Origin of the sequence: Methylobacterium oryzisoli (assembly GCF_046557895.1) — a bacterium.
GTDB classification, from domain to species: domain Bacteria; phylum Pseudomonadota; class Alphaproteobacteria; order Rhizobiales; family Beijerinckiaceae; genus Methylobacterium; species Methylobacterium oryzisoli.
Window position 1 is genome coordinate 135,800 of sequence record NZ_JBKIBX010000011.1, and the last position, 17,173, is coordinate 152,972.

A 17,173-nucleotide genomic window follows, 5' to 3' on the forward strand; every position below is an offset into this window, starting at 1 on the left:
GGGTTCCCCGCCGATCCCGCGTTCTCTCCAGCCACCGGCGGCGCCCACGCCGGCTACAACTTCGCCTACCTGGACGAGGGCACCAAGCGGATGATCCGCCGGGCGATCCTCAAGGCGATCGCGGTGCCGGGCTACCAAGTGCCCTTCGCCTCGCGCGAGATGCCGATGCCCTACGGCTGGGGCACCGGCGGCGTGCAGGTGACGGCGGCGATCCTGGGGCGGAGCGACGTGCTCAAGGTCATCGACCAGGGCTCGGACGACACCACCAACGCCGTCTCGATCCGGGCCTTCTTCGCGAAGACGGCAGGTGTCGCCGGCACGACCCGCACCGCCGAGGCGACGGTCATCCAGACCCGTCACCGCATCCCCGAGCGTCCGCTCACCGAGGGCCAGACCCTCGTCTACCAAGTGCCGATCCCCGAGCCCCTGCGCTTCCTCGAACCGCGCGAGACCGAGACGCGCCAGCTCCACGCGCTCGCCGAGTACGGGCTGATGCACGTGAAGCTCTACGAGGACATCGCCCGGCACGGGCACATCGCCACCACCTACGCCTACCCGGTCGAGGTCGCGGGCCGCTACGTCATGGACCCGTCTCCGACGCCGAAATTCGACAACCCGAAGATGGACGAGTGCCCGGCCCTGCAGCTGTTCGGGGCGGGGCGCGAGCGGCGCATCTACGCGGTGCCGCCCTACACCCGGGTGCGCAGCCTCGATTTCGAGGACCATCCCTTTCGGGTGCAGCACTTCACCGAGCCCTGCGCGCTCTGCGCGGCGCGGGGCGTCTACCTCGACGAGGTGCTGCTCGACGATGCCGGGCGCCGGATGTTCGTCTGCTCGGACACCGACCATTGCGAGGAGCGCCGCGAGGCCGGCCATCGGGGGGAGGGGGCATGAGCGGACCGTTGCTGAACGTGCGCGGCCTGACCAAGCGCTACGGACACAGGCTCGGCTGCGCCGACGTCTCGTTCGACCTCGATGCCGGCGAGGTGCTGGCGATCGTGGGCGAATCCGGCTCCGGCAAGTCGACGCTGCTGTCGCTGATCGCCCGCGACCTCGCGCCCGATGCGGGCACGGTGCGGTACCGGCTGCGCAACGGCCGGCTCGCCGACCTCGCCGCCCTGTCCGAGGCCGAGCGGCGCCACCTGATGCGCACCGACTGGGGCTTCATCCGCCAGGATGCCGCGCAGGGCCTGCGCATGGCGGTCTCGGCCGGCGGCAATGTCGGCGAACGCCTGATGGGGGTGGGCGCGCGCCATTACGGTCGGATCCGCTCCACCGCCGCCGAGTGGCTGGCCAAGGTCGAGATCGCCGATGACCGCATCGACGATCCCCCGACCGCCTTCTCGGGCGGCATGCGCCAGCGTCTGCAGATCGCCCGCAACCTCGTGACCGGCCCGCGCCTCGTGCTGATGGACGAGCCGACCTCCGGCCTCGACGTCTCGGTGCAGGCGCGCCTGCTCGACCTGATCCGGCGGCTCGTGGCCGAACTCGGCCTCGCGGTCGTCATCGTCACGCACGACCTCGCGGTGGCGCGCCTCCTCTCCCACCGCATGATCGTGATGCGCGGCGGCCGGGTGATCGAGGCCGGTCTCACCGATCAGGTGCTCGACGATCCGGCCGAGCCCTACACCCAGCTCCTCGTCGCCTCGGTGCTCGCCGCATGACCCCGCTCATCGCCTTCGAGGACGTCGCCAAGCGCTTCACGCTGCACCTGCGCGGCGGGCTGGTGCTGCCGGTGGTCGAGTCCGTCAGCCTCGCGGTGCATCCGGGCGAGTGCGTGGTGCTGGGCGGTCCTTCGGGCGCGGGCAAGTCCTCGCTCCTGCGGATGGCCTGCGGCAATTACCGCTGCGACCGCGGCGCCATCCGGGTCCGCGACGGCGCGCGGGTGGTCGACGTGGCGGCAGCGGCCCCGCGCGAGATCCTCGACCTGCGCCGCCGGGTGATCGCCTCGGTGTCGCAGTTCCTGCGGGTGATCCCGCGGGTGGGCGCCCGCGCGGTGGTGGAGGCGGCCGGCCGCGAGGGAGGCCTCGCGCCGGAGGAGGCCGCGCGCCGCGCCGCCGACCTGCTGGCCCGCCTCAACCTGCCCGAGCGCCTGTGGGACCTGCCGCCCGCGACGTTTTCGGGGGGCGAGCAGCAGCGGGTGAACATCGCCCGCGGCCTCGTCGCCGACAAGCCGCTCCTCCTCCTCGACGAGCCGACCGCCTCCCTCGACGCGCAGAACCGCGCCGTCGTGATCGACCTGATCCGCGAGCGGCAGGCCGCGGGGGCAGGCATCCTCGGCATCTTCCACGACGCGGACGTGCGCGAGGCGGTGGCCAGCCGCGTCGTCGACGTCACCCGCTTCCGCACGCCGGCGGCGGCCTGAGGGATCCCCCGATGACCGAGATCTTCGAGAACGCCACGCTCGTTCTGCCCGACCGGGTACAGCACGGCTGGCTCGCGGTGGAGGACGGGCGCATCGCCGCGATCGGGGAGGGGCGGGCGCCGGAACGCGGCCTCGACCTCGCGGGCGACCACCTGATCCCGGGCCTGATCGAACTCCACACCGACCACCTGGAGAGCCACTACGCCCCGCGGCCGGGGGTGCGCTGGCACCCGCTCGGCGCCGTGCTCGCCTACGACGCCCAGATCGCGGCGTCGGGCATCACCACGGTGTTCGACAGCCTGCGGGCGGGCAGCGACCCGGACGGCAGCGGGCTCGGCCCCGAACTGATGCAGCTCGCGGGCGCGGTGGCGGCGGCCCGGGAGGCGGGCCTCTTCCGGGCCGAGCACCTCACGCATCTGCGCTGCGAACTCCCCTCCCTCGACGTGGTCGACACCGTGCGGGCCTTCGCGGAGCGCTATTCGATCGGCCTGATCTCGCTCATGGATCACACGCCGGGCCAGCGGCAGTTCCGCGACATCGCCAAGTACTACCAGTACGCCACGCGGGGCGGGCGCTCGCTGGAGGCGATCCAGGCCGGCACCGAGCGCAAGATCCGCGAGGGCCGGGCGCTCGAAGCCGCGAACCGTCCGGCGCTGGTGGCCTTCGCGCAGAACCGGGGCATCGCGCTGGCGAGCCACGACGACACCACCCCCGATGACGTCGCGATGGCGCGCCGCGAGGGCGTGGCGCTGGCCGAGTTCCCGACCACCCACGCGGCGGCCTCCTGCGCGAAGGAGGCCGGCATCACCGTGATGATGGGGGCGCCGAACCTGATCCGCGGCGGCTCGCATTCCGGCAACGTCGCGGCGGCGGCGCTCGCGCAGGAAGGGCTCCTCGACATCCTCTCCTCCGACTACGTGCCCGCGAGCCTGCTCATGGGCGCCTTCGCGCTGCCGCGGCTCGCCCCCGGCATCGCCCTGCCCGCGGCGATGGCGACCGTGACGCGCAACCCCGCCCGGGCGACGGGGCTCACCGACCGCGGGGCGCTGGAGCCGGGCCTGCGGGCCGACCTCGTGCGGGTGCGCGTGGCGCAGGACGTGCCGGTGGTGCGCCAGGTCTGGCGCGGCGGCGAGCGGGTGGCGTGATGCCGGGCGGCTTCGTGCTGGTGGTGGGACCGAGCGGGGCCGGCAAGGACACGCTGATCCGGCTCGCCCGCGCGGCGCTGGCGGATGAGCCCCGCTACGTCTTTCCCGCCCGCCTCGTCACGCGCCCGCCCTCGGCCCACGAGGAGAACGAGGAACTGTGCGAGGCCGCCTTCGCGCAGGGCGAGGCGACGGGGGGCTTCGCCCTGTCCTGGCGCGCCCACGGCCTCGGCTACGCGCTCTCGGCGGAGACCCTGGCGCTGGCGCGGGCCGGCCGCGTGGTGGTGGCGAACGTCTCGCGCTGGGTGGTGGCGGAGAAGCGCGCGCGCCTGCCCGCCGTCACGGTCGTCGCCGTGACGGCTCCGCCCGAATTGCCCTCTCGCCGCCTCGTCGCCCGCGGGCGACGAGGCGGCGAGAGGGCAATTCGGGCGGAGCCGTCACGGCGACGACCGTGACGGCGGGCAGGCGCGCGCGCGCCTGCCCGCCGTCACGGTCGTCGCCGTGACGGCGCCGCCCGAATTGCTCTCGCGCCGCCTCGCCGCCCGCGGGCGACCGGAGGACGGCGACCTCGCGGCGCGGCTCGCCCGCGAGGCGCCGATGCAGGCCGACCTCACCATCCTCAACGACGGCGCGCCCGAGGCGGCGGCCGCAACCCTCGTCGCACACCTGCGCGGACGCTGATCCCGGAACCGATCCCCTTGCGGAGGTATTTCGCCCCAGCCATCATCCGCGGCTCGCCGCGGGATGCGGCTGGGTCGGCGATCGATCGATCGCCCGAGGGAGATGGACGGAACCGGATGACGACGCCGCGCGAGACCGAACTGAAGCTCGAATTCGAAGCCTCGGACCTCGCCACGTTGAGCGGACACCCGCTGCTCGACCCGCGCGAGGCCCCCGAGGAGGCGCGGCTCACCTCCGTCTACTTCGACACCGAGGACCGGCGCCTGCGCGCGGCCGGCTACACGCTGCGGGTGCGCAGCGACGGCGCGCGCCACGTCCAGACCGTGAAGGCCGCCCTGCCGGGCGCCGGCCTGTTCGACCGGCCCGAATGGGAATGGGCGGTGGCCGGGGCCGAGCCGGACCTGCGCCCCCTCGCGGAAACCCCGCTCGGCGACCTGCTCGGCCGCAAGGCGGTGCTGCGGCCGCTGTTCTCGGCCGCAGTGGAGCGCTCGGTGCGGGCGGTGGCGCATGGCGGCGCGCGGATCGAGGTGGCCCTGGACCGCGGCAGGATCACCGCCCTCGACGGGGCAGCCGACCGCGCCGCGCCGCTCAACGAACTCGAACTGGAACTCAAGGACGGCTCGTCCGCCGACCTGTTCGGGCTCGCCCGCGAACTCGGCGCCAGCGTGCCGCTGCGGCTCGGCGTGCTCAGCAAGGCCGAGCGCGGCTACCGGCTGATCAACGACGGGCTCGGCCGCTTCAGCAAGGCGGAGGCGGTGCCCCTCGACCCGGCGATGAGCGCCGGCGAGGCGTTCCAGGCCATCGCTCAGGCCTGCCTGCGCCACCTGCGGCTGAACGAGGAGGCGTTGCGCGATCACCGCCACGCGGAGGCGCTGCACCAGCTGCGCGTGGCGCTGCGGCGGCTGCGCTCGGCTTTTTCGCTGTTCGGCGACATCGTGGACGACGCCCGGATGCCGACCCTCAAGGCCGAGCTGAAGCGCCTGAGCGAGCCGTTCGGACAGGCCCGCAACCTCGACGTCTTCCTGGCGACCACCCTGCCGGCCGAGCGCGAGCGGCGGCCCGACGAGGCCGGGCTCCTCACGCTGGAGCGGCACCTCGAGGAGGAGCGCAACGCCGCCTACGCGGCCGTGATGGCGACTCTCGACGGCACGGAGTGGCGCGGCGTCCTCCTCGATCTCGTCGCCTGGCTCGATGCCGGACCGTGGCTGGCCGCGGACGCCCCGCAGGCGGCGCGGCGCGACGCCCCTGCCCGCGCCTTCGCCACCGAGGTGCTGGAGCGCCGCCGCCGCCAGGTGAAGAAGCGCGGGCGCGGCCTCGACCACCTCGATCCGCATGCCCGGCACGAGGTGCGCATCGCCGCCAAGAAGCTGCGCTACGGCGCCGAGTTCTTCGCCGGCCTCTACGCCAAGCCGAAGGCCGCCAAGCGGCACAAGGCCTTCGTGCGCGCCCTCGCCGACCTGCAGGACGCGCTGGGCGACCTCAACGACATCGCCACCGCCCATACGCTCACCGCCGACCTCGTGCGCGGGGCGCCGGGCGCCGCGGTCTTCGCCGCGGGCCTGACGGCGGCCGACACGGAGCAGCGCACGCAGAAGCTTCTGGCCGACGCCGCCGCGGCGCACACCGCGCTGATCGACGTGCGGCCGTTCTGGCGCTGACGACGCTCAGCTGCGCGGCACTAGCGCGTAGAGGGTGATGGCGGCGGCGTTCGAGACGTTGAGGCTCTTGATCGCGCCCGGAAAATCGAGCCGGGCGACCACGTCGCAGCACTCGCGCGTGCGCTGGCGCAGGCCCTTGCCCTCGGCCCCGAGCACGATGACGAGCGGCGTGCGCGGCGTGATCCCGGCGAGCGGCGTGTCGGCCTCCGAATCGAGGCCGATCCGGGTGAAGCCCCGCTCGCCGAGCTCGATCAGCGCCTCCGCGAGGTTGCGCACGGTCACGAAGGGCACGTGCTCCAGCCCGCCCGAGGCCGATTTCGCCAGCACGCCGGTGGCGGCAGGCGAGTGGCGCGCCGTGGTGACGATGGCATCGACCCGGAAGGCCGCAGCGGTGCGCACGATGGCCCCGACATTGTGCGGGTCGGTGATCTGGTCGAGTGCCAGCAGCACGGCCCCGTCCGGCAGGGCGTCGAAGGCCGGAGCGGGGAGGGGCTCGGCTTCGAGATAGAGGCCCTGATGCACCGCGTCCGGCCCCAGCAGCGCCGTGATGGCGCCCGGCCGCACCAGTTCGGGCAGGATGCGCAGCTCGCCGACCTCCTCGGTGAGGCGCTGGACGGCGTTCTCGGTGGCGAGCAGCCGGTGCAGGCCGCGCGCGGGGTTGCGCAGGGCCTCGGCCACCGGGTGCCAGCCGTAGAGCACCACCCGGCCGTCGCCCGGCCCCTCATGCCGCCCCTCGGAGCGCCGGTCCGGCCCTCGTCCCCCCCGTCTCCGATCCCGCGGCGCCGTCCGCCTCGTGGTCATGCCGTCTCATCTCCGCCGCGCCGCGCGGCGCTTCGACAAGCCGCGGCGCCTGCGCCGCGTCAACCCCATCAATCCGGTTGCTCCCCGCTCCGAACCTCACTATAGGACCCCAGGCCCGGCGAGCGCCCTTCGTCTAGCGGTCCAGGACGTCGCCCTTTCACGGCGAAAACACGGGTTCGAGTCCCGTAGGGCGCGCCATCTGCCTGCTAAGGCGCTGAGATCTCAGAAGCTGTTGGCTTTTCAAGTGCTTGCTCCCGAGCGCGTGCTACATTCACGTGCTACAGGAACCAGGTACGATGGGCCGAATGAAGTACGTCCAACGCCGCGCCAATCGCTTCGAGTTCCGCTTCCCTCTGCCCGACGATCTGACCGGCAAGCCGGTCCCAGCCCCCTGGCCGGAGGCACTCAGCCCCCTCGTCAACGCGCAAACAGGCCGGTTCAAGACCGAGCTGATCCGCTCCCTTCAGACGAACGACGGCAGGACGGCTGAACGCAAGGCCCTGGTCCACATTGCGGAGGCTCACGCGCTAGTTGACCACGCTAGACGGTTCCTGCGGGACGGCCCTCCTGCTGGCATCTCGCCGGACCAGATCGCCGCTCTCGTCCGTGAGCACGAGATTGAGATCCTGACCGGGGATGAAGCCGTCCGCACTCAGGGCATCGGGCTCAACTTTGCCCGTCCCGGCTCGTCTGCCCACCACGATGGGTTGGGAATGACCGATGACGACCTGAGCGCCTACCGTTATCTCATGACCTTTCTCGACGGCGAGGTTCGAGCTCAGGCTGCCAAGATGCGGCCCGGTGATCTGATCGGGTTGGCAGTCAATCGCGCGGTCGGCAAGCACGGCCTTGTTCTTCACCCAGAGGACCCGGCCTGGCGGCAGCTGGAGCTTGGGTTTGTGCAGGCTCAGCGACGAGCCTTCGAGAGCATCAAAGCGAGGCTAGAGGGTGAGTCTGTTCCTGTACCGGAGCCTTTGGTCGGAGGACAGGGAGAGACGATCACAGGTGCCCTGAAGCGGTGGGCCGAAGGCGGGGGCAGGGGAGCCCGCGAGCCACAGCCACGCACGGCGGCCGAGGCGACCAAAGCTGTTCGGCAGTTTGTCGAGTTACACGGTGACCTCGCGATCACGGCGATCACCAAAGCTCACGGTCGAGCTTACCGGGACGCACTGGCCAAGCTACCCAAGGCGCTGCCGAACCGCCTCGGCAAGTTGAGCCTCCCCAACCTCCTGAAGCAGGACCTGAGCAAGTTCCCGAAGCGGAATGTCCAGACGGTGAACAAGACCTTGGCCTTGCTGGGCGGGATCCTGACCCGCGCCGAGCGGGATGGCTTCTTCGAGACTCTGCCTGCCTGGTCGAATCCCTTCCATGTTGGGTTCGAGATCGCGCCATCCGAACGAGAGCCGTACGAGCCTTTCAGCATCGCAGAGCTTCAGCGGTTGTTCGCTTCACCTGTGTTCGCCAAGAATGAGCGCCCCCGAGGTGGGCGCGGGGAGGCGGCTTTCTGGTTTCCTCTGATTGCTCTCTTCAGCGGAGCCCGGCGCACAGAGATCGCGCAGCTCAAGCTCGGCGACGTGCGACAGGGCGACGGTGAGATCTGGTACTTCGATTTCACGAGCGAGGGCGAGGATCAGAGCCTCAAGACCGTTTCCTCAGCGCGTTCCGTGCCGATCCACCAGGAGCTGATCCATCTTGGCCTGCTTGACCTTGTGGCCGCGCGGGCCAGCACGCAGCCGCCGGGTGCTCCGCTGTGGCCCGGGTTTGAGCCGCCCATCGACCCGAAGGTGAAAGCCTGGACGAAGTGGTTCGGCCGCTACCTGGGCGCGCACGTGGTCGATCATCCGGCCAAGACGTTTCACTCTTTTCGCCACACCTTCAAGCGGGCGTGCCGCGAGGCGGACATAGGCGAGGAGGTGCACCACGCGCTGACCGGCCACGCGGGCGGTGGGGTCGGACGTCGCTATGGCCGGGAGCGCCGGGCTGACGGCTCGCTCGACCGAGGCATCTCCCTCCAGCGGTTGCACCGGGAGATCAATAGGGTTTCGTATCGCGATCTCCCACTGTTGAACCTTGGATCAGGAGGCTTGGACCGGCGATAGTCACGCCTAATGCAGTCGGCAGTTCCCCTCATGCATGGCAGAGGTACACGCGGCGGGATGGGATCAGACCAGCCCTGACGAGGCAGTCTGAGCCATCACAATCGAGCCGATTGAGGTCAGACGTCAGCACTGAGTGACCTCGTCTCACGCAGCCTAGCGATCCTAGTCCAAGCGCGAGACCTTGGCAGCAAGAGGCCCTATTTACTCCCTAGTAGGAGCGTGACAAAGCTCTTGTTAAATGTCGTCTTCGTGCTATCGCTGCGGATATTCAGCCTTTTAGTTGATACCCAAGGCTTTCGCTTGCCAGTCAGTGACTCGGCCCAGTGGCCATAAGCTTCTCGCGCAAGGTCTGCGGAATGTACCTCGCACACAGTCGAGAACCGCCTGGTAGCCACGTACCAACGTGAGATTTGAAACGCAAGTTAAGCGAAATAACTAACCAATGTTTGAACCACATAGAAAACCAAGAGGGGAGCAAATATAATGAATAGTGAAATTAACTTCGAAAATTCTCATCAGTACAGAGTAGATTGGAGGTATTGGGCCGATATGCCAGGCTGGTATCTCAAAGAAGCGGCAGCTCTTTTGCTCTCAATTGAGCCAGACACAATAGTAGGAAAGAGATCAGCTGAACTGAATCAGACCGAATTTCGCGATTTTATTCGCCTGCGCCGCTTGATTTTGCGGGCCCGCAAAATGGGTTTTTTGGAAAGCCCATGCAGGCCGCGAGATTTACTCGAATGGGCACAAAGCAATGATATTACCATACCACAACCGCTCGCCGACGCCGTACAAAGAGGTAAGAGCATACGGAATTGGAAAAAGATCGCTCAGAAATACAAAAAACTCTACTCGAAATTACAATCTCAGTCGATGAAGTTCGAGGATTACAATACGAAATCTATCAATACTCTCTATAAGATGCTGATTGCAATGGCTGTGGACAAATACGGATATAGTGCAAATGGCAACAATCCGGCTCCCAAACGTATAGAAACAGCCGTATTGGGTGCTGATTTTGATGGACCGTTAGCACAAACGATACGGGTACGGCTTGCGGAAGCTTACTCAGTTGTACGAAACGACAGCTTCTAGAGCGTGTTACGGACCTGGACTTAAGTGCCTGTGATTGCTTACCAATTCAATTGGTCACTGCGCAGAAAGATCGTTGCTGGTCAATGGTTTAGCGTCGGTGCGTAACACGCTCTAGGGTCCAGGCCAAACTACGGCGTTTCTGAGTCTAGATTTTGTGACTCAGGGCGGCCGCTTCGAGCACGGCGTCGGCCACAGCGGACTGGTTCTGNGGTCCAGGCCAAACTACGGCGTTTCTGAGTCTAGATTTTGTGACTCAGGGCGGCCGCTTCGAGCACGGCGTCGGCCACAGCGGACTGGTTCTGGCTGGTGATCGAACCGTGGGCGGTGCTGCGCCGTTCACGCGGCGCTATCAGTCGGCACCTGAGTTTAGGGAGGGCCTGCGTGTCACCTCCGGCCTCCTGTACGTACGACCTCCGGCTACGGGTAGCGCAGCTGCCCTGCCGAGTACGAACCCCCACCATGATCTACAGCCGCTTCAATCGGTGATCCTGGCCGAGGTTGGATGAGAAGGGGGAGCGCGGCCATAGATGCGAGTTCTGTCGAGGTGACCCAGTTGACACCGGGTCGAAAAGGATGGCGGTTGCCCCCCTGCCATGGCAGTCCGATGGCATCCAAGACGCGATTTCCTCATTCTGTTTCGCCAAATCACACCTCCTCCCGGCGTCCTATGGTCATTGTCCGCCTCCTCGAACTGATCGGAGGGGTCGATGAGTAAAAGTTTTCCACCGATAGGGATCTTGCGGCTGAAGCGCATCACCGGTCCAAGTGGATCCATCCCTACCTCCCAGTCTACGTGGCTCTCGGGAGTCACATGTGGCCGATATCCACCCGCGGTCCGGCTCGATCGTCGCATTATCGCATGGCGCGTTGAGGATGTTCGTGCGCTGATCAAGCAATTCAAGCGTGAGACGGATCTGGTCTGACGCTTGAAAAACCGGGGCCCGCTGGTCGATACCGAACATCACCGACGCTGGTGGGCCCCTATTCCTCAAGCCTCGTCGGAGCCCAGCGGATTCTCGCGTAACGCGAAGATCGCGAAGGCGCACGCTTGCGAGGCACATCTGACGAGAGAAACAGGATGACTGACGATATCGACCTGCTCGCCACGGCGAAGCAGGATCCCGTGACTGCGGCCCTCTTCTGTCAGAACCAGATGATGGGGCTGGAGCGCGGCTACCATGAGCGCCTCCACTACCTGATTACCGTCGGCTACGCTGCTGGTCACGCGCTGGCGCGCGATCATGTAGCTTGGCGGGAATTCAAGAATCTCGCCTTCTGGCAGCACCGGAAAAAACGTCTGAAGACCACAGATCAACAGCAGGCTCACCTGCACGCAATGGTTTTCATCTATGAAGCCAAAACCAAGCAGCGCTACGATCGGGCCTGGAAAGCCGCCGTAGCATTGGAACCCTTCACGGAGCAATGGGCAAAGCCGGAAGAAGTACTGGCTGCCCTACAGGAGCATGGAATTGAGGAATTATTGCGGCGATCGCTGGCGGTCCGAGCTCAACGCAAACGCGAGAAGGAAGCAATCAATGATAAGCATTTTCAGGAGTATATTTCCGATCTCTTCGATGAGCCCGCCAAAACACCTGAGGAAGCTGAGACCGCCGACGGCGATCAGCCGTCCGAGGAGACTGGCGATACAACGGCTGACGAGCAGCGCCCATTAACCCGTCCTCAACAGAAGGCTAAAGCCATAAAAGAGGCGATTGTAGCGACCAAGACCGACTTCGAATGGGACATTCCCAATTCATACGTCCAGGTTATATGTGCGTTTCGAGGTGTACGGAAAGGTAGGGTGTGCTTGCAACCCTTGCGCATGAAGTTAAAGAAAGCGCCGCTCCCGCAGAAACGCCGGAGACCGAACGGCAGTCTTCGGTGCGTGCTGCAGTAACACAAGCCAGCAGCGAAGGCGTGGGGGCAATCGCTCCTGCGCCTTTCGCCGGTGCAGAAGCATCTCACAAGCGTGATGGCGCAGTACCGGACGCCATTACAAACTGCAGCTGAATCGACGCCCTGCCTAGGAGCACGACGCTGAAGGCGACGAGGTGTAGTCCGGCCAGAGTGGCGGGTAGCCGCTCGTCGCTGTGGGCCAAGCGGCAGAAGCGGGCCATCCAGGCGAAGGCTCGTCCAACCACCCACCGGGGCGGCAACGGGACGAAGCCGCGCTTGGCCTCGGGCAGTTTGACCACCTCCAGGGCGATTCCGCGATCGGCAGCCGCCGTCGCCCGCGCTCACCCGTGTAGCCCAGATCGTCAGAGGCGAGGTCTAGACTGTCGCCGTTCGCTACCTGCACGGCGTCCGCCAGCGCGGCTATCACGGCGCGATCATCTGCATCGGCGGGCGTGATTTGCGGCGCCCGCACTCGGCCGAGCGTATCCACTGCTGTGCGCAGCTTCGAGCCGCGGGCACGCTTGTGACCGTTCCAGGCGGCGCGGGCTCCACTCTCGGGCGTCGAGCGCAGGGTACGGCTGTCGAGAACCATGGCCGCGGAATCCTCGGCGCGGACCGAGACCAGGCGCAATACAGCGCGCCGGTCCTGGACCAAGGTCTCGAAGCAGCCAGCCCGCAGCCACCGCCGGGCCTGATCGTAGACAGCGTGCCAGGGCGGCAGGACGTGGTGCCTCGCCCGCCACGCCGTAACGGATTACATAGCGCAGCCCGTTGAACACCTCCCGCAGGCTGTGTTCGCGCTGTCCGGCCGCCTCATGCAGCACCTTCAGGTGTGGGGACAAGGGCTGCCGCTCATGCGGGGCTGTGGCACTGCTCTCCGGTCAGGGTGCAGGGCAGACCAAGCCTGAGCGCCGTAGAAGCAACCGGCGCTTGGCCGAGCCCGCATTGGAGCGCGTGAATTCCTCCTCTAATGGCGAACGCCGCCGTAAGGATCAATGCTCGCGCTGGTCGCGCCCTGTCAAAGTGTCAGGGAGGGTTACAATCCGCTGTACCTCGGCACGTGCAGCATCTCACCGCGCCTGACGATCTCTGATCTCATTCAAAGTCCGCGGGAGAACGACAAGATCATCGAAGCTGGCGGTGCGACGAGTGATAGCCTTAAAGCCGTACCCCACCACCTGTTTCGGGGTACGGGTGATCGGGGTGGCGGTGACACGTCGAAGATCACCTCCAATCTTCACATATAGGCTTTGATGTTCCACGAAGTGCTGATCGAGTGGATGCTTGAGGCGTGTGGTGGGAGGGTGAAGGCCAAAGCCTTGAAGGTGGAGTCCGTTGTTGATGGTAACATCCTGCAAGCTCAATTTTTCACGCTTGGGAACGGGTAAGTCAGGGCAAATGATCCAACGAGGGAGAAGGTCTCGGTTCTTTTCGTGGGTGGGATCCCTAACGACGCGAGTGAGGAGAGTGGCATACACACGCTCTACCTCTTTCTCCATCTGAGCTAGCAATCCACTCCTGTTACCTCGAAGCTGATTGAACATGAATGATAGGAAATATCCATTCCATCCTTGATTGAGGTAGTCAATAATCCAATCTCCATAGGCACTAATAATCCAGTGATTGTGATCCATTTTGGCAATACTCCTACATATACGCGGCGGTTTTTCCGCGTATGATTCAGGGATGAGGCAGATCCGGCCAACACCTCGGCACATCCTGAGGGGGCCCGAACTGCGATTGAAGTTAGTTTACCCAGTAGGTTTTTAGTCGTTGTTTTGGGCTCCGGCGGGGGCATTTGGGCCTCTTTGCGCCGTCGCGATGGGCCTTACTCGCCGCGGAACCGATCAGATCGCCAATGTCGGCCGATAGTCAGCATTGACTGAAGGCCAGGCTCGGCAAGATGCTGCTCGAACGCGAACTGCTGGAGGCCAAGATCGCAGCTTTGTCGGCGCGCGCGGTTCCTACGCCGGGGTCCCTCTCCGGCCCTTCAGCGGGCGCTGGATGGCCTCAAGCCGTTGTTGGACGACAAGCGCGCCCTGCCCCGTGCCAAGCCCGGGCAGGTCGTGCGGGTAGCGGACGGCGCGCCCTTCATTGGGGTCCGCACGCGCTTCAAGGGCCGCGAGGTCCTGGGACTCAAGCGTGACTGTCTCGACCGGGTGCTCGGCCGCGATGAGGTTCAGGCGCTTGTGCAGTGGATGCACGACCAGGGCCTGATCGAAGGTGGCCATGGCTCACGCAACGGATCGCAGTTGCCGGTCTCTATAGAGCTCAACGGCACCCAGGTCGCGAAGCCTCGCCTCCTTGTGGTCGATCCCGTACGGCTGGCCGAGCAGATCGAGGCGGCGCGGTAGCCCACACCGCGGCGTCTCCCCTTCCTGTGCCGAAAATCAGCCACACCGGGTCCGCCGATGACGTGCGGCGGCGGATCCGGCAAAAGCTCGCCAGCGAATCCCGCCTGCCCGGGCCAGGAAAGGATAGCGCCCTCTCTCGCGGGCTGTGGAAGCGCGCTTGGGGCTTTCGGTGGTGCCATCCCCGGTATGGCGAGATCATCGCCCTGACTCCGAGGCGGTTCGAGCGCCTGTGCGGGTCAAGAACGGCTGCCGAGGCCGTCCTGGATCACCTGATCAGCCTGGGGGCCGCCGTCCCCGGCGATGGGGGCAAGCGACGTGTTCAGATCGCTGTCCAAGGCTTTGACCGCGAAGGCCGCTCCCGTTGGGTCTGCTTGCACGCACAGGTCCTCTGATCGTTTGGCCCATGGCGAGGCGGTAGGCCGAGTGCCACCTGCCTCGCCAGGTCCGAGGAGCGCTAACCAACCTGCGTGGCTGGATGGTGCCGATACCCGGAACCACCGCGAGCCGACACCCGCACCGCGTTGGCCACCCGGATCTGCCCGAAGGCTGGTTGCTCCAGGGCGAGCTCGACGATCAGCGCCTCCACCTCTGGCGCCGTGCAGTTCTTCAGGAGGGGCTTGCGGCGGCTTAGCTCCTGCAACGCCACCTCGCCGCCGGTCTCGTACAACTCGCGGAAGTGGTAGAAGCTGTCGCGCGAGTAGCCCATCATCTTGCAGGCTTGGCTGACGTTGCCGAGCTGCTTGGCCAGCTGCAGCAGGCTAACCTTGACCCGGATGACCTTCTACTCCTTCGTCATGGCCGGTGTCCTCTCGAACGCCGAGGCCGGGCGCTGCGCACCCCGACCACTCCGCGCCCGGCCTCGGCTCACGCCTCAGCTTCGCGACGCCGTCTGTCAGATCAAGTGCGGACTATCGCAGATGACGAGGCCGTCGAGGGAAGCGGGCAGCCGTCATGTACACGCTGAACCAAACCGCGCGCCTGAACGACGTCGATCTGCAGGCTTGGCTAGCCGACGTTCTGGCGCGGATCAACGACCACCCCTCGCTTGCCCTCGACGCTCTCCTGTCACGGTGATGGGCCGCGTCCGTTGCCGCAACGGCTCACATCAGTCCGGCCGATTGAGCCTCGCCACAACCCCGCCGGGCGCCGTCTTGCCAGGCGGCGACTGCGCTCTCCAGCGTAGGCTTAGGGATCAGCGTGCTTGGTGCTCAGACTATAATCCGGCTCCCGGCCGTCCGAAACACAAATCGAGCTTAGACCAGCCGCCTTGTATGCGGCAGATCGTAGGTTCGATTCCTACCAGGGCCGCAAAAACTGCGAAATTGTCAGCAGCTTGTCGAGCTCGTGGCGGCGCTCCTAGCCCGCGCGACGCATTGACAGGCGGGAACAGCTAAGCGGATAGATCCCGAATCGGACAACACGAGATGTGGCTGAGCCACGAAACATGTATATCAACCTGCAGATGACGCTCAAGGAAATCTGCATTAGTATGTGGATCAGCAATGAGAGTACAGATTTATCTAGAACAAAACTGGAACTAGGCGGCTCTGTAATGCCCGGTCGGCAGCTTTAGGCAGTTCGAATGTGACAGAAATCCGGCTGATGGAGACGGAGATGTTCAAAGTTCGTTGCTTCGAGGAGAGTGACAAGGAATCAGTTATACGGCTTTGGGAGCTTGTTTTTCCAGGAGAACCTTCATGGAATGATCCTCTGCGAGCTATCGAGCGGAAGGTACAAGCGCAACGCGAAACATTCATTATAGCTGAGGATCTCGGAGCTGTGATCGGAACCGCTATGGCGGGCGACGACGGTTACCGCGGATGGGTTTACTACGTAGCAGTACATCCCGACTATCGCTTACAAGGAGTAGGCCGCGAGCTAATGAAAGCAGTTGAACAGGCTTTATCTGATCTTGGATGTCCCCAACTCAATCTCTTAGTTCGAAATGAAAACATTTCTGTTTCAGGCTTTTATAAGAAACTGGGCTATCAGACAGAGGAAAAGATTTGTATGGCTAAGATTCTATAATGAGGCGATCCACAAAACGTGCAATCGCCAATGGTATTTTCTATCCAAGCGTTGTGATTCGATTCGAATTTTTGGACTAATCGAGATAGTGAAAAGCGGCAAAATTCGATGGTTGCATTTTATAAAACTAACTATCTGATTGTATCAAGTAGTACTAAGGCGCTATCTGCCCGACGACCGCCGCCGAATCTCGCTTGATCAAAAAGGGAGACTTCTAGACCTCTTTATGGCTGTCGTCCGAAACTCAGCCGGGAGTCAGCAGCACCAGCCCATGGGCATCGGAACGGCGGGCTACACGGCCGCGCTCTGCATCGACGCCCCAGAGGAGCAGGGCACCATCCAGAAGGCGGGTCGAAAGGTGCTGGTCACGGGTGCCTCGGGCGGCGTCGGCTCGGTTGCGGTCGCCCTTCTCGCGAACGCGGGCCATCGCGTCGTTGCCTCGACCGGTCGAGCCGAAACGCACGACTATCTGCGGGGCCTTGGCGCGGAGAGCTTCATCGACCGCGCCGCGCCGGTTGAGAAGGGCGCACCCTTCAAGCCTATTGCCTCCCCGGCATCGCGGACGTGGCTGATGCCGAGCGAGTCGTTCGCGAGCACCTGCTCTGAAGTGCTAGCGCTACGGGAGCGACTGCTGAGGGCGTGTCTCTTCGCCTTTGGCGGTCAAATGTACGAAGCGCCAGGCCGGGCCGACGGCGCGGTGCAAGTAGCCCTGTATCGGGCGGGCTGGCGCCGTCGCACCTGTCGCGCTCGTCGAAGCCACTCTCGGACCGCTTCCTCAGCTTTGCAGAACGGGAGGGGATCGCGCTGCTTCGCGCGCAGGGAGCTGGAGTGCGGGAGGTGGCGCGCCGTCTCGGACGGTCGGCCTCGACGATCTCGCGTGAGTTGAGGCGAAAAGCGGCGACGTGCGGCGGCAACCTGCACTAACGGGCGATCACGGCACGTGGGCATGCGGAACGCATGGACGTTATCAGTTGCCCCCGCATCCACATCATGAAATCAGCAAAGCTCAGCGGTGTGCGCATGGCCCCGGAATGCTGGCCGCATCCGCCGCCTG

The 17,173-nt window shown here is 65.4% G+C and carries 14 protein-coding genes, 1 tRNA gene and 4 pseudogenes; 15 read left to right on the forward strand and 4 right to left on the reverse strand.

The window, feature by feature from the left end; genetic code table 11:
• Window positions 1–69: 69 nt before the first annotated feature.
• From ACKUB9_RS13315 to ACKUB9_RS13345, 7 genes are all read left to right on the forward strand, one after another.
• A complete protein-coding gene (locus ACKUB9_RS13315) occupies window positions 70–894 on the forward strand; it encodes an alpha-D-ribose 1-methylphosphonate 5-phosphate C-P-lyase PhnJ (RefSeq protein WP_407522761.1) in 825 nt (274 codons plus the stop codon).
• On the forward strand, window positions 891–1,664 hold the full coding sequence (phnK, locus tag ACKUB9_RS13320) for a phosphonate C-P lyase system protein PhnK (RefSeq protein ID WP_407522675.1): 774 nt from the start codon (window positions 891–893) through the stop codon (window positions 1,662–1,664). Before ACKUB9_RS13315 ends, phnK begins: the two co-directional genes overlap by 4 nt.
• Window positions 1,661–2,365 (forward strand): phosphonate C-P lyase system protein PhnL, encoded by a 705-nt coding sequence (gene phnL, locus ACKUB9_RS13325; protein WP_407522677.1) that lies wholly within the window; start codon window positions 1,661–1,663, stop codon window positions 2,363–2,365. The genes phnK and phnL overlap by 4 nt, the downstream gene beginning before the upstream one ends.
• An 11-nt stretch (window positions 2,366–2,376) precedes the next feature.
• On the forward strand, window positions 2,377–3,510 hold the full coding sequence (locus ACKUB9_RS13330) for an alpha-D-ribose 1-methylphosphonate 5-triphosphate diphosphatase (RefSeq protein WP_407522679.1): 1,134 nt from the start codon (window positions 2,377–2,379) through the stop codon (window positions 3,508–3,510).
• Window positions 3,510–3,962 (forward strand): ribose 1,5-bisphosphate phosphokinase PhnN, encoded by a 453-nt coding sequence (locus ACKUB9_RS13335; RefSeq protein ID WP_410825825.1) that lies wholly within the window; start codon window positions 3,510–3,512, stop codon window positions 3,960–3,962. The genes ACKUB9_RS13330 and ACKUB9_RS13335 overlap by 1 nt, the downstream gene beginning before the upstream one ends.
• A gap of 46 nt (window positions 3,963–4,008) precedes the next feature.
• Entirely contained in the window at window positions 4,009–4,188 is a 180-nt protein-coding gene (locus ACKUB9_RS13340; RefSeq protein ID WP_410825827.1) for a hypothetical protein, read from the forward strand.
• A gap of 116 nt (window positions 4,189–4,304) precedes the next feature.
• Window positions 4,305–5,846, forward strand: a complete 1,542-nt coding sequence (locus ACKUB9_RS13345) for a CYTH and CHAD domain-containing protein (protein ID WP_407522684.1) — start codon at window positions 4,305–4,307, stop codon at window positions 5,844–5,846.
• A gap of 6 nt (window positions 5,847–5,852) precedes the next feature.
• Here the strand turns inward: ACKUB9_RS13345 and ACKUB9_RS13350 are convergent, their stop codons facing one another.
• The gene (locus ACKUB9_RS13350; protein ID WP_407522686.1) at window positions 5,853–6,647 is read right to left on the reverse strand and encodes a TrmH family RNA methyltransferase; all 795 of its coding nucleotides are present in this window, start codon (window positions 6,645–6,647) and stop codon (window positions 5,853–5,855) included.
• A gap of 122 nt (window positions 6,648–6,769) precedes the next feature.
• Between ACKUB9_RS13350 and ACKUB9_RS13355 the strand changes: the two genes are divergently transcribed.
• The 4 genes from ACKUB9_RS13355 to ACKUB9_RS13370 all read left to right on the forward strand — a co-directional run bounded on the left by ACKUB9_RS13355 (window position 6,770) and on the right by ACKUB9_RS13370 (window position 11,738).
• Window positions 6,770–6,845, forward strand: a tRNA-Glu gene (locus ACKUB9_RS13355).
• Between the two features lie 107 nt (window positions 6,846–6,952).
• Complete coding sequence (locus ACKUB9_RS13360) at window positions 6,953–8,746, forward strand: site-specific integrase (RefSeq protein ID WP_407522688.1); 1,794 nt, start codon at window positions 6,953–6,955, stop codon at window positions 8,744–8,746.
• A gap of 483 nt (window positions 8,747–9,229) precedes the next feature.
• Window positions 9,230–9,841, forward strand: a complete 612-nt coding sequence (locus ACKUB9_RS13365; RefSeq protein WP_407522690.1) for a hypothetical protein — start codon at window positions 9,230–9,232, stop codon at window positions 9,839–9,841.
• A gap of 1,078 nt (window positions 9,842–10,919) precedes the next feature.
• The gene (locus ACKUB9_RS13370) at window positions 10,920–11,738 is read left to right on the forward strand and encodes a hypothetical protein (RefSeq protein ID WP_407522692.1); all 819 of its coding nucleotides are present in this window, start codon (window positions 10,920–10,922) and stop codon (window positions 11,736–11,738) included.
• 64 nt (window positions 11,739–11,802) lie between these two features.
• Here the strand turns inward: ACKUB9_RS13370 and ACKUB9_RS13375 are convergent.
• A pseudogene (locus tag ACKUB9_RS13375) lies at window positions 11,803–12,579 on the reverse strand (transposase).
• A gap of 228 nt (window positions 12,580–12,807) precedes the next feature.
• Window positions 12,808–13,371 (reverse strand): hypothetical protein, encoded by a 564-nt coding sequence (locus tag ACKUB9_RS13380; protein ID WP_407522694.1) that lies wholly within the window; start codon window positions 13,369–13,371, stop codon window positions 12,808–12,810.
• A gap of 387 nt (window positions 13,372–13,758) precedes the next feature.
• Between ACKUB9_RS13380 and ACKUB9_RS13385 the strand changes: the two genes are divergently transcribed.
• A complete protein-coding gene (locus tag ACKUB9_RS13385) occupies window positions 13,759–14,091 on the forward strand; it encodes a hypothetical protein (protein ID WP_407522696.1) in 333 nt (110 codons plus the stop codon).
• Between the two features lie 520 nt (window positions 14,092–14,611).
• Here ACKUB9_RS13385 and ACKUB9_RS13390 read toward each other — a convergent pair.
• Window positions 14,612–14,866, reverse strand: a pseudogene (locus ACKUB9_RS13390) (helix-turn-helix domain-containing protein); the annotation flags it as partial.
• A 152-nt stretch (window positions 14,867–15,018) separates the two neighbouring features.
• Here ACKUB9_RS13390 and ACKUB9_RS13395 point away from each other — a divergent pair.
• From ACKUB9_RS13395 to ACKUB9_RS13405, 3 genes and pseudogenes are all read left to right on the forward strand, one after another.
• Window positions 15,019–15,165: pseudogene (locus tag ACKUB9_RS13395) on the forward strand (transposase domain-containing protein); the annotation flags it as partial.
• A gap of 540 nt (window positions 15,166–15,705) precedes the next feature.
• Entirely contained in the window at window positions 15,706–16,119 is a 414-nt protein-coding gene (locus ACKUB9_RS13400) for a GNAT family acetyltransferase (RefSeq protein WP_407522698.1), read from the forward strand.
• A 696-nt stretch (window positions 16,120–16,815) separates the two neighbouring features.
• Window positions 16,816–17,040: pseudogene (locus tag ACKUB9_RS13405) on the forward strand (helix-turn-helix domain-containing protein); the annotation flags it as partial.
• Window positions 17,041–17,173: the final 133 nt, after the last annotated feature.

What these genes read in the sequence shown, in the direction of transcription:
- phnK (WP_407522675.1), top strand. Translation starts at nt 891, where the DNA reads ATGAGCGGACCGTTGCTGAACGTGCGCGGCCTGACCAAGCGCTACGGA.
- phnL (WP_407522677.1), top strand. Translation starts at nt 1,661, where the DNA reads ATGACCCCGCTCATCGCCTTCGAGGACGTCGCCAAGCGCTTCACGCTG.
- ACKUB9_RS13330 (WP_407522679.1), top strand. Translation starts at nt 2,377, where the DNA reads ATGACCGAGATCTTCGAGAACGCCACGCTCGTTCTGCCCGACCGGGTA.
- ACKUB9_RS13335 (WP_410825825.1), top strand. Translation starts at nt 3,510, where the DNA reads ATGCCGGGCGGCTTCGTGCTGGTGGTGGGACCGAGCGGGGCCGGCAAG.
- ACKUB9_RS13345 (WP_407522684.1), top strand. Translation starts at nt 4,305, where the DNA reads ATGACGACGCCGCGCGAGACCGAACTGAAGCTCGAATTCGAAGCCTCG.
- ACKUB9_RS13350 (WP_407522686.1), bottom strand. Translation starts at nt 6,647, where the DNA reads ATGACCACGAGGCGGACGGCGCCGCGGGATCGGAGACGGGGGGGACGA.
- ACKUB9_RS13360 (WP_407522688.1), top strand. Translation starts at nt 6,953, where the DNA reads ATGAAGTACGTCCAACGCCGCGCCAATCGCTTCGAGTTCCGCTTCCCT.
- ACKUB9_RS13365 (WP_407522690.1), top strand. Translation starts at nt 9,230, where the DNA reads ATGAATAGTGAAATTAACTTCGAAAATTCTCATCAGTACAGAGTAGAT.
- ACKUB9_RS13370 (WP_407522692.1), top strand. Translation starts at nt 10,920, where the DNA reads ATGACTGACGATATCGACCTGCTCGCCACGGCGAAGCAGGATCCCGTG.
- ACKUB9_RS13380 (WP_407522694.1), bottom strand. Translation starts at nt 13,371, where the DNA reads ATGGATCACAATCACTGGATTATTAGTGCCTATGGAGATTGGATTATT.
- ACKUB9_RS13400 (WP_407522698.1), top strand. Translation starts at nt 15,706, where the DNA reads ATGTTCAAAGTTCGTTGCTTCGAGGAGAGTGACAAGGAATCAGTTATA.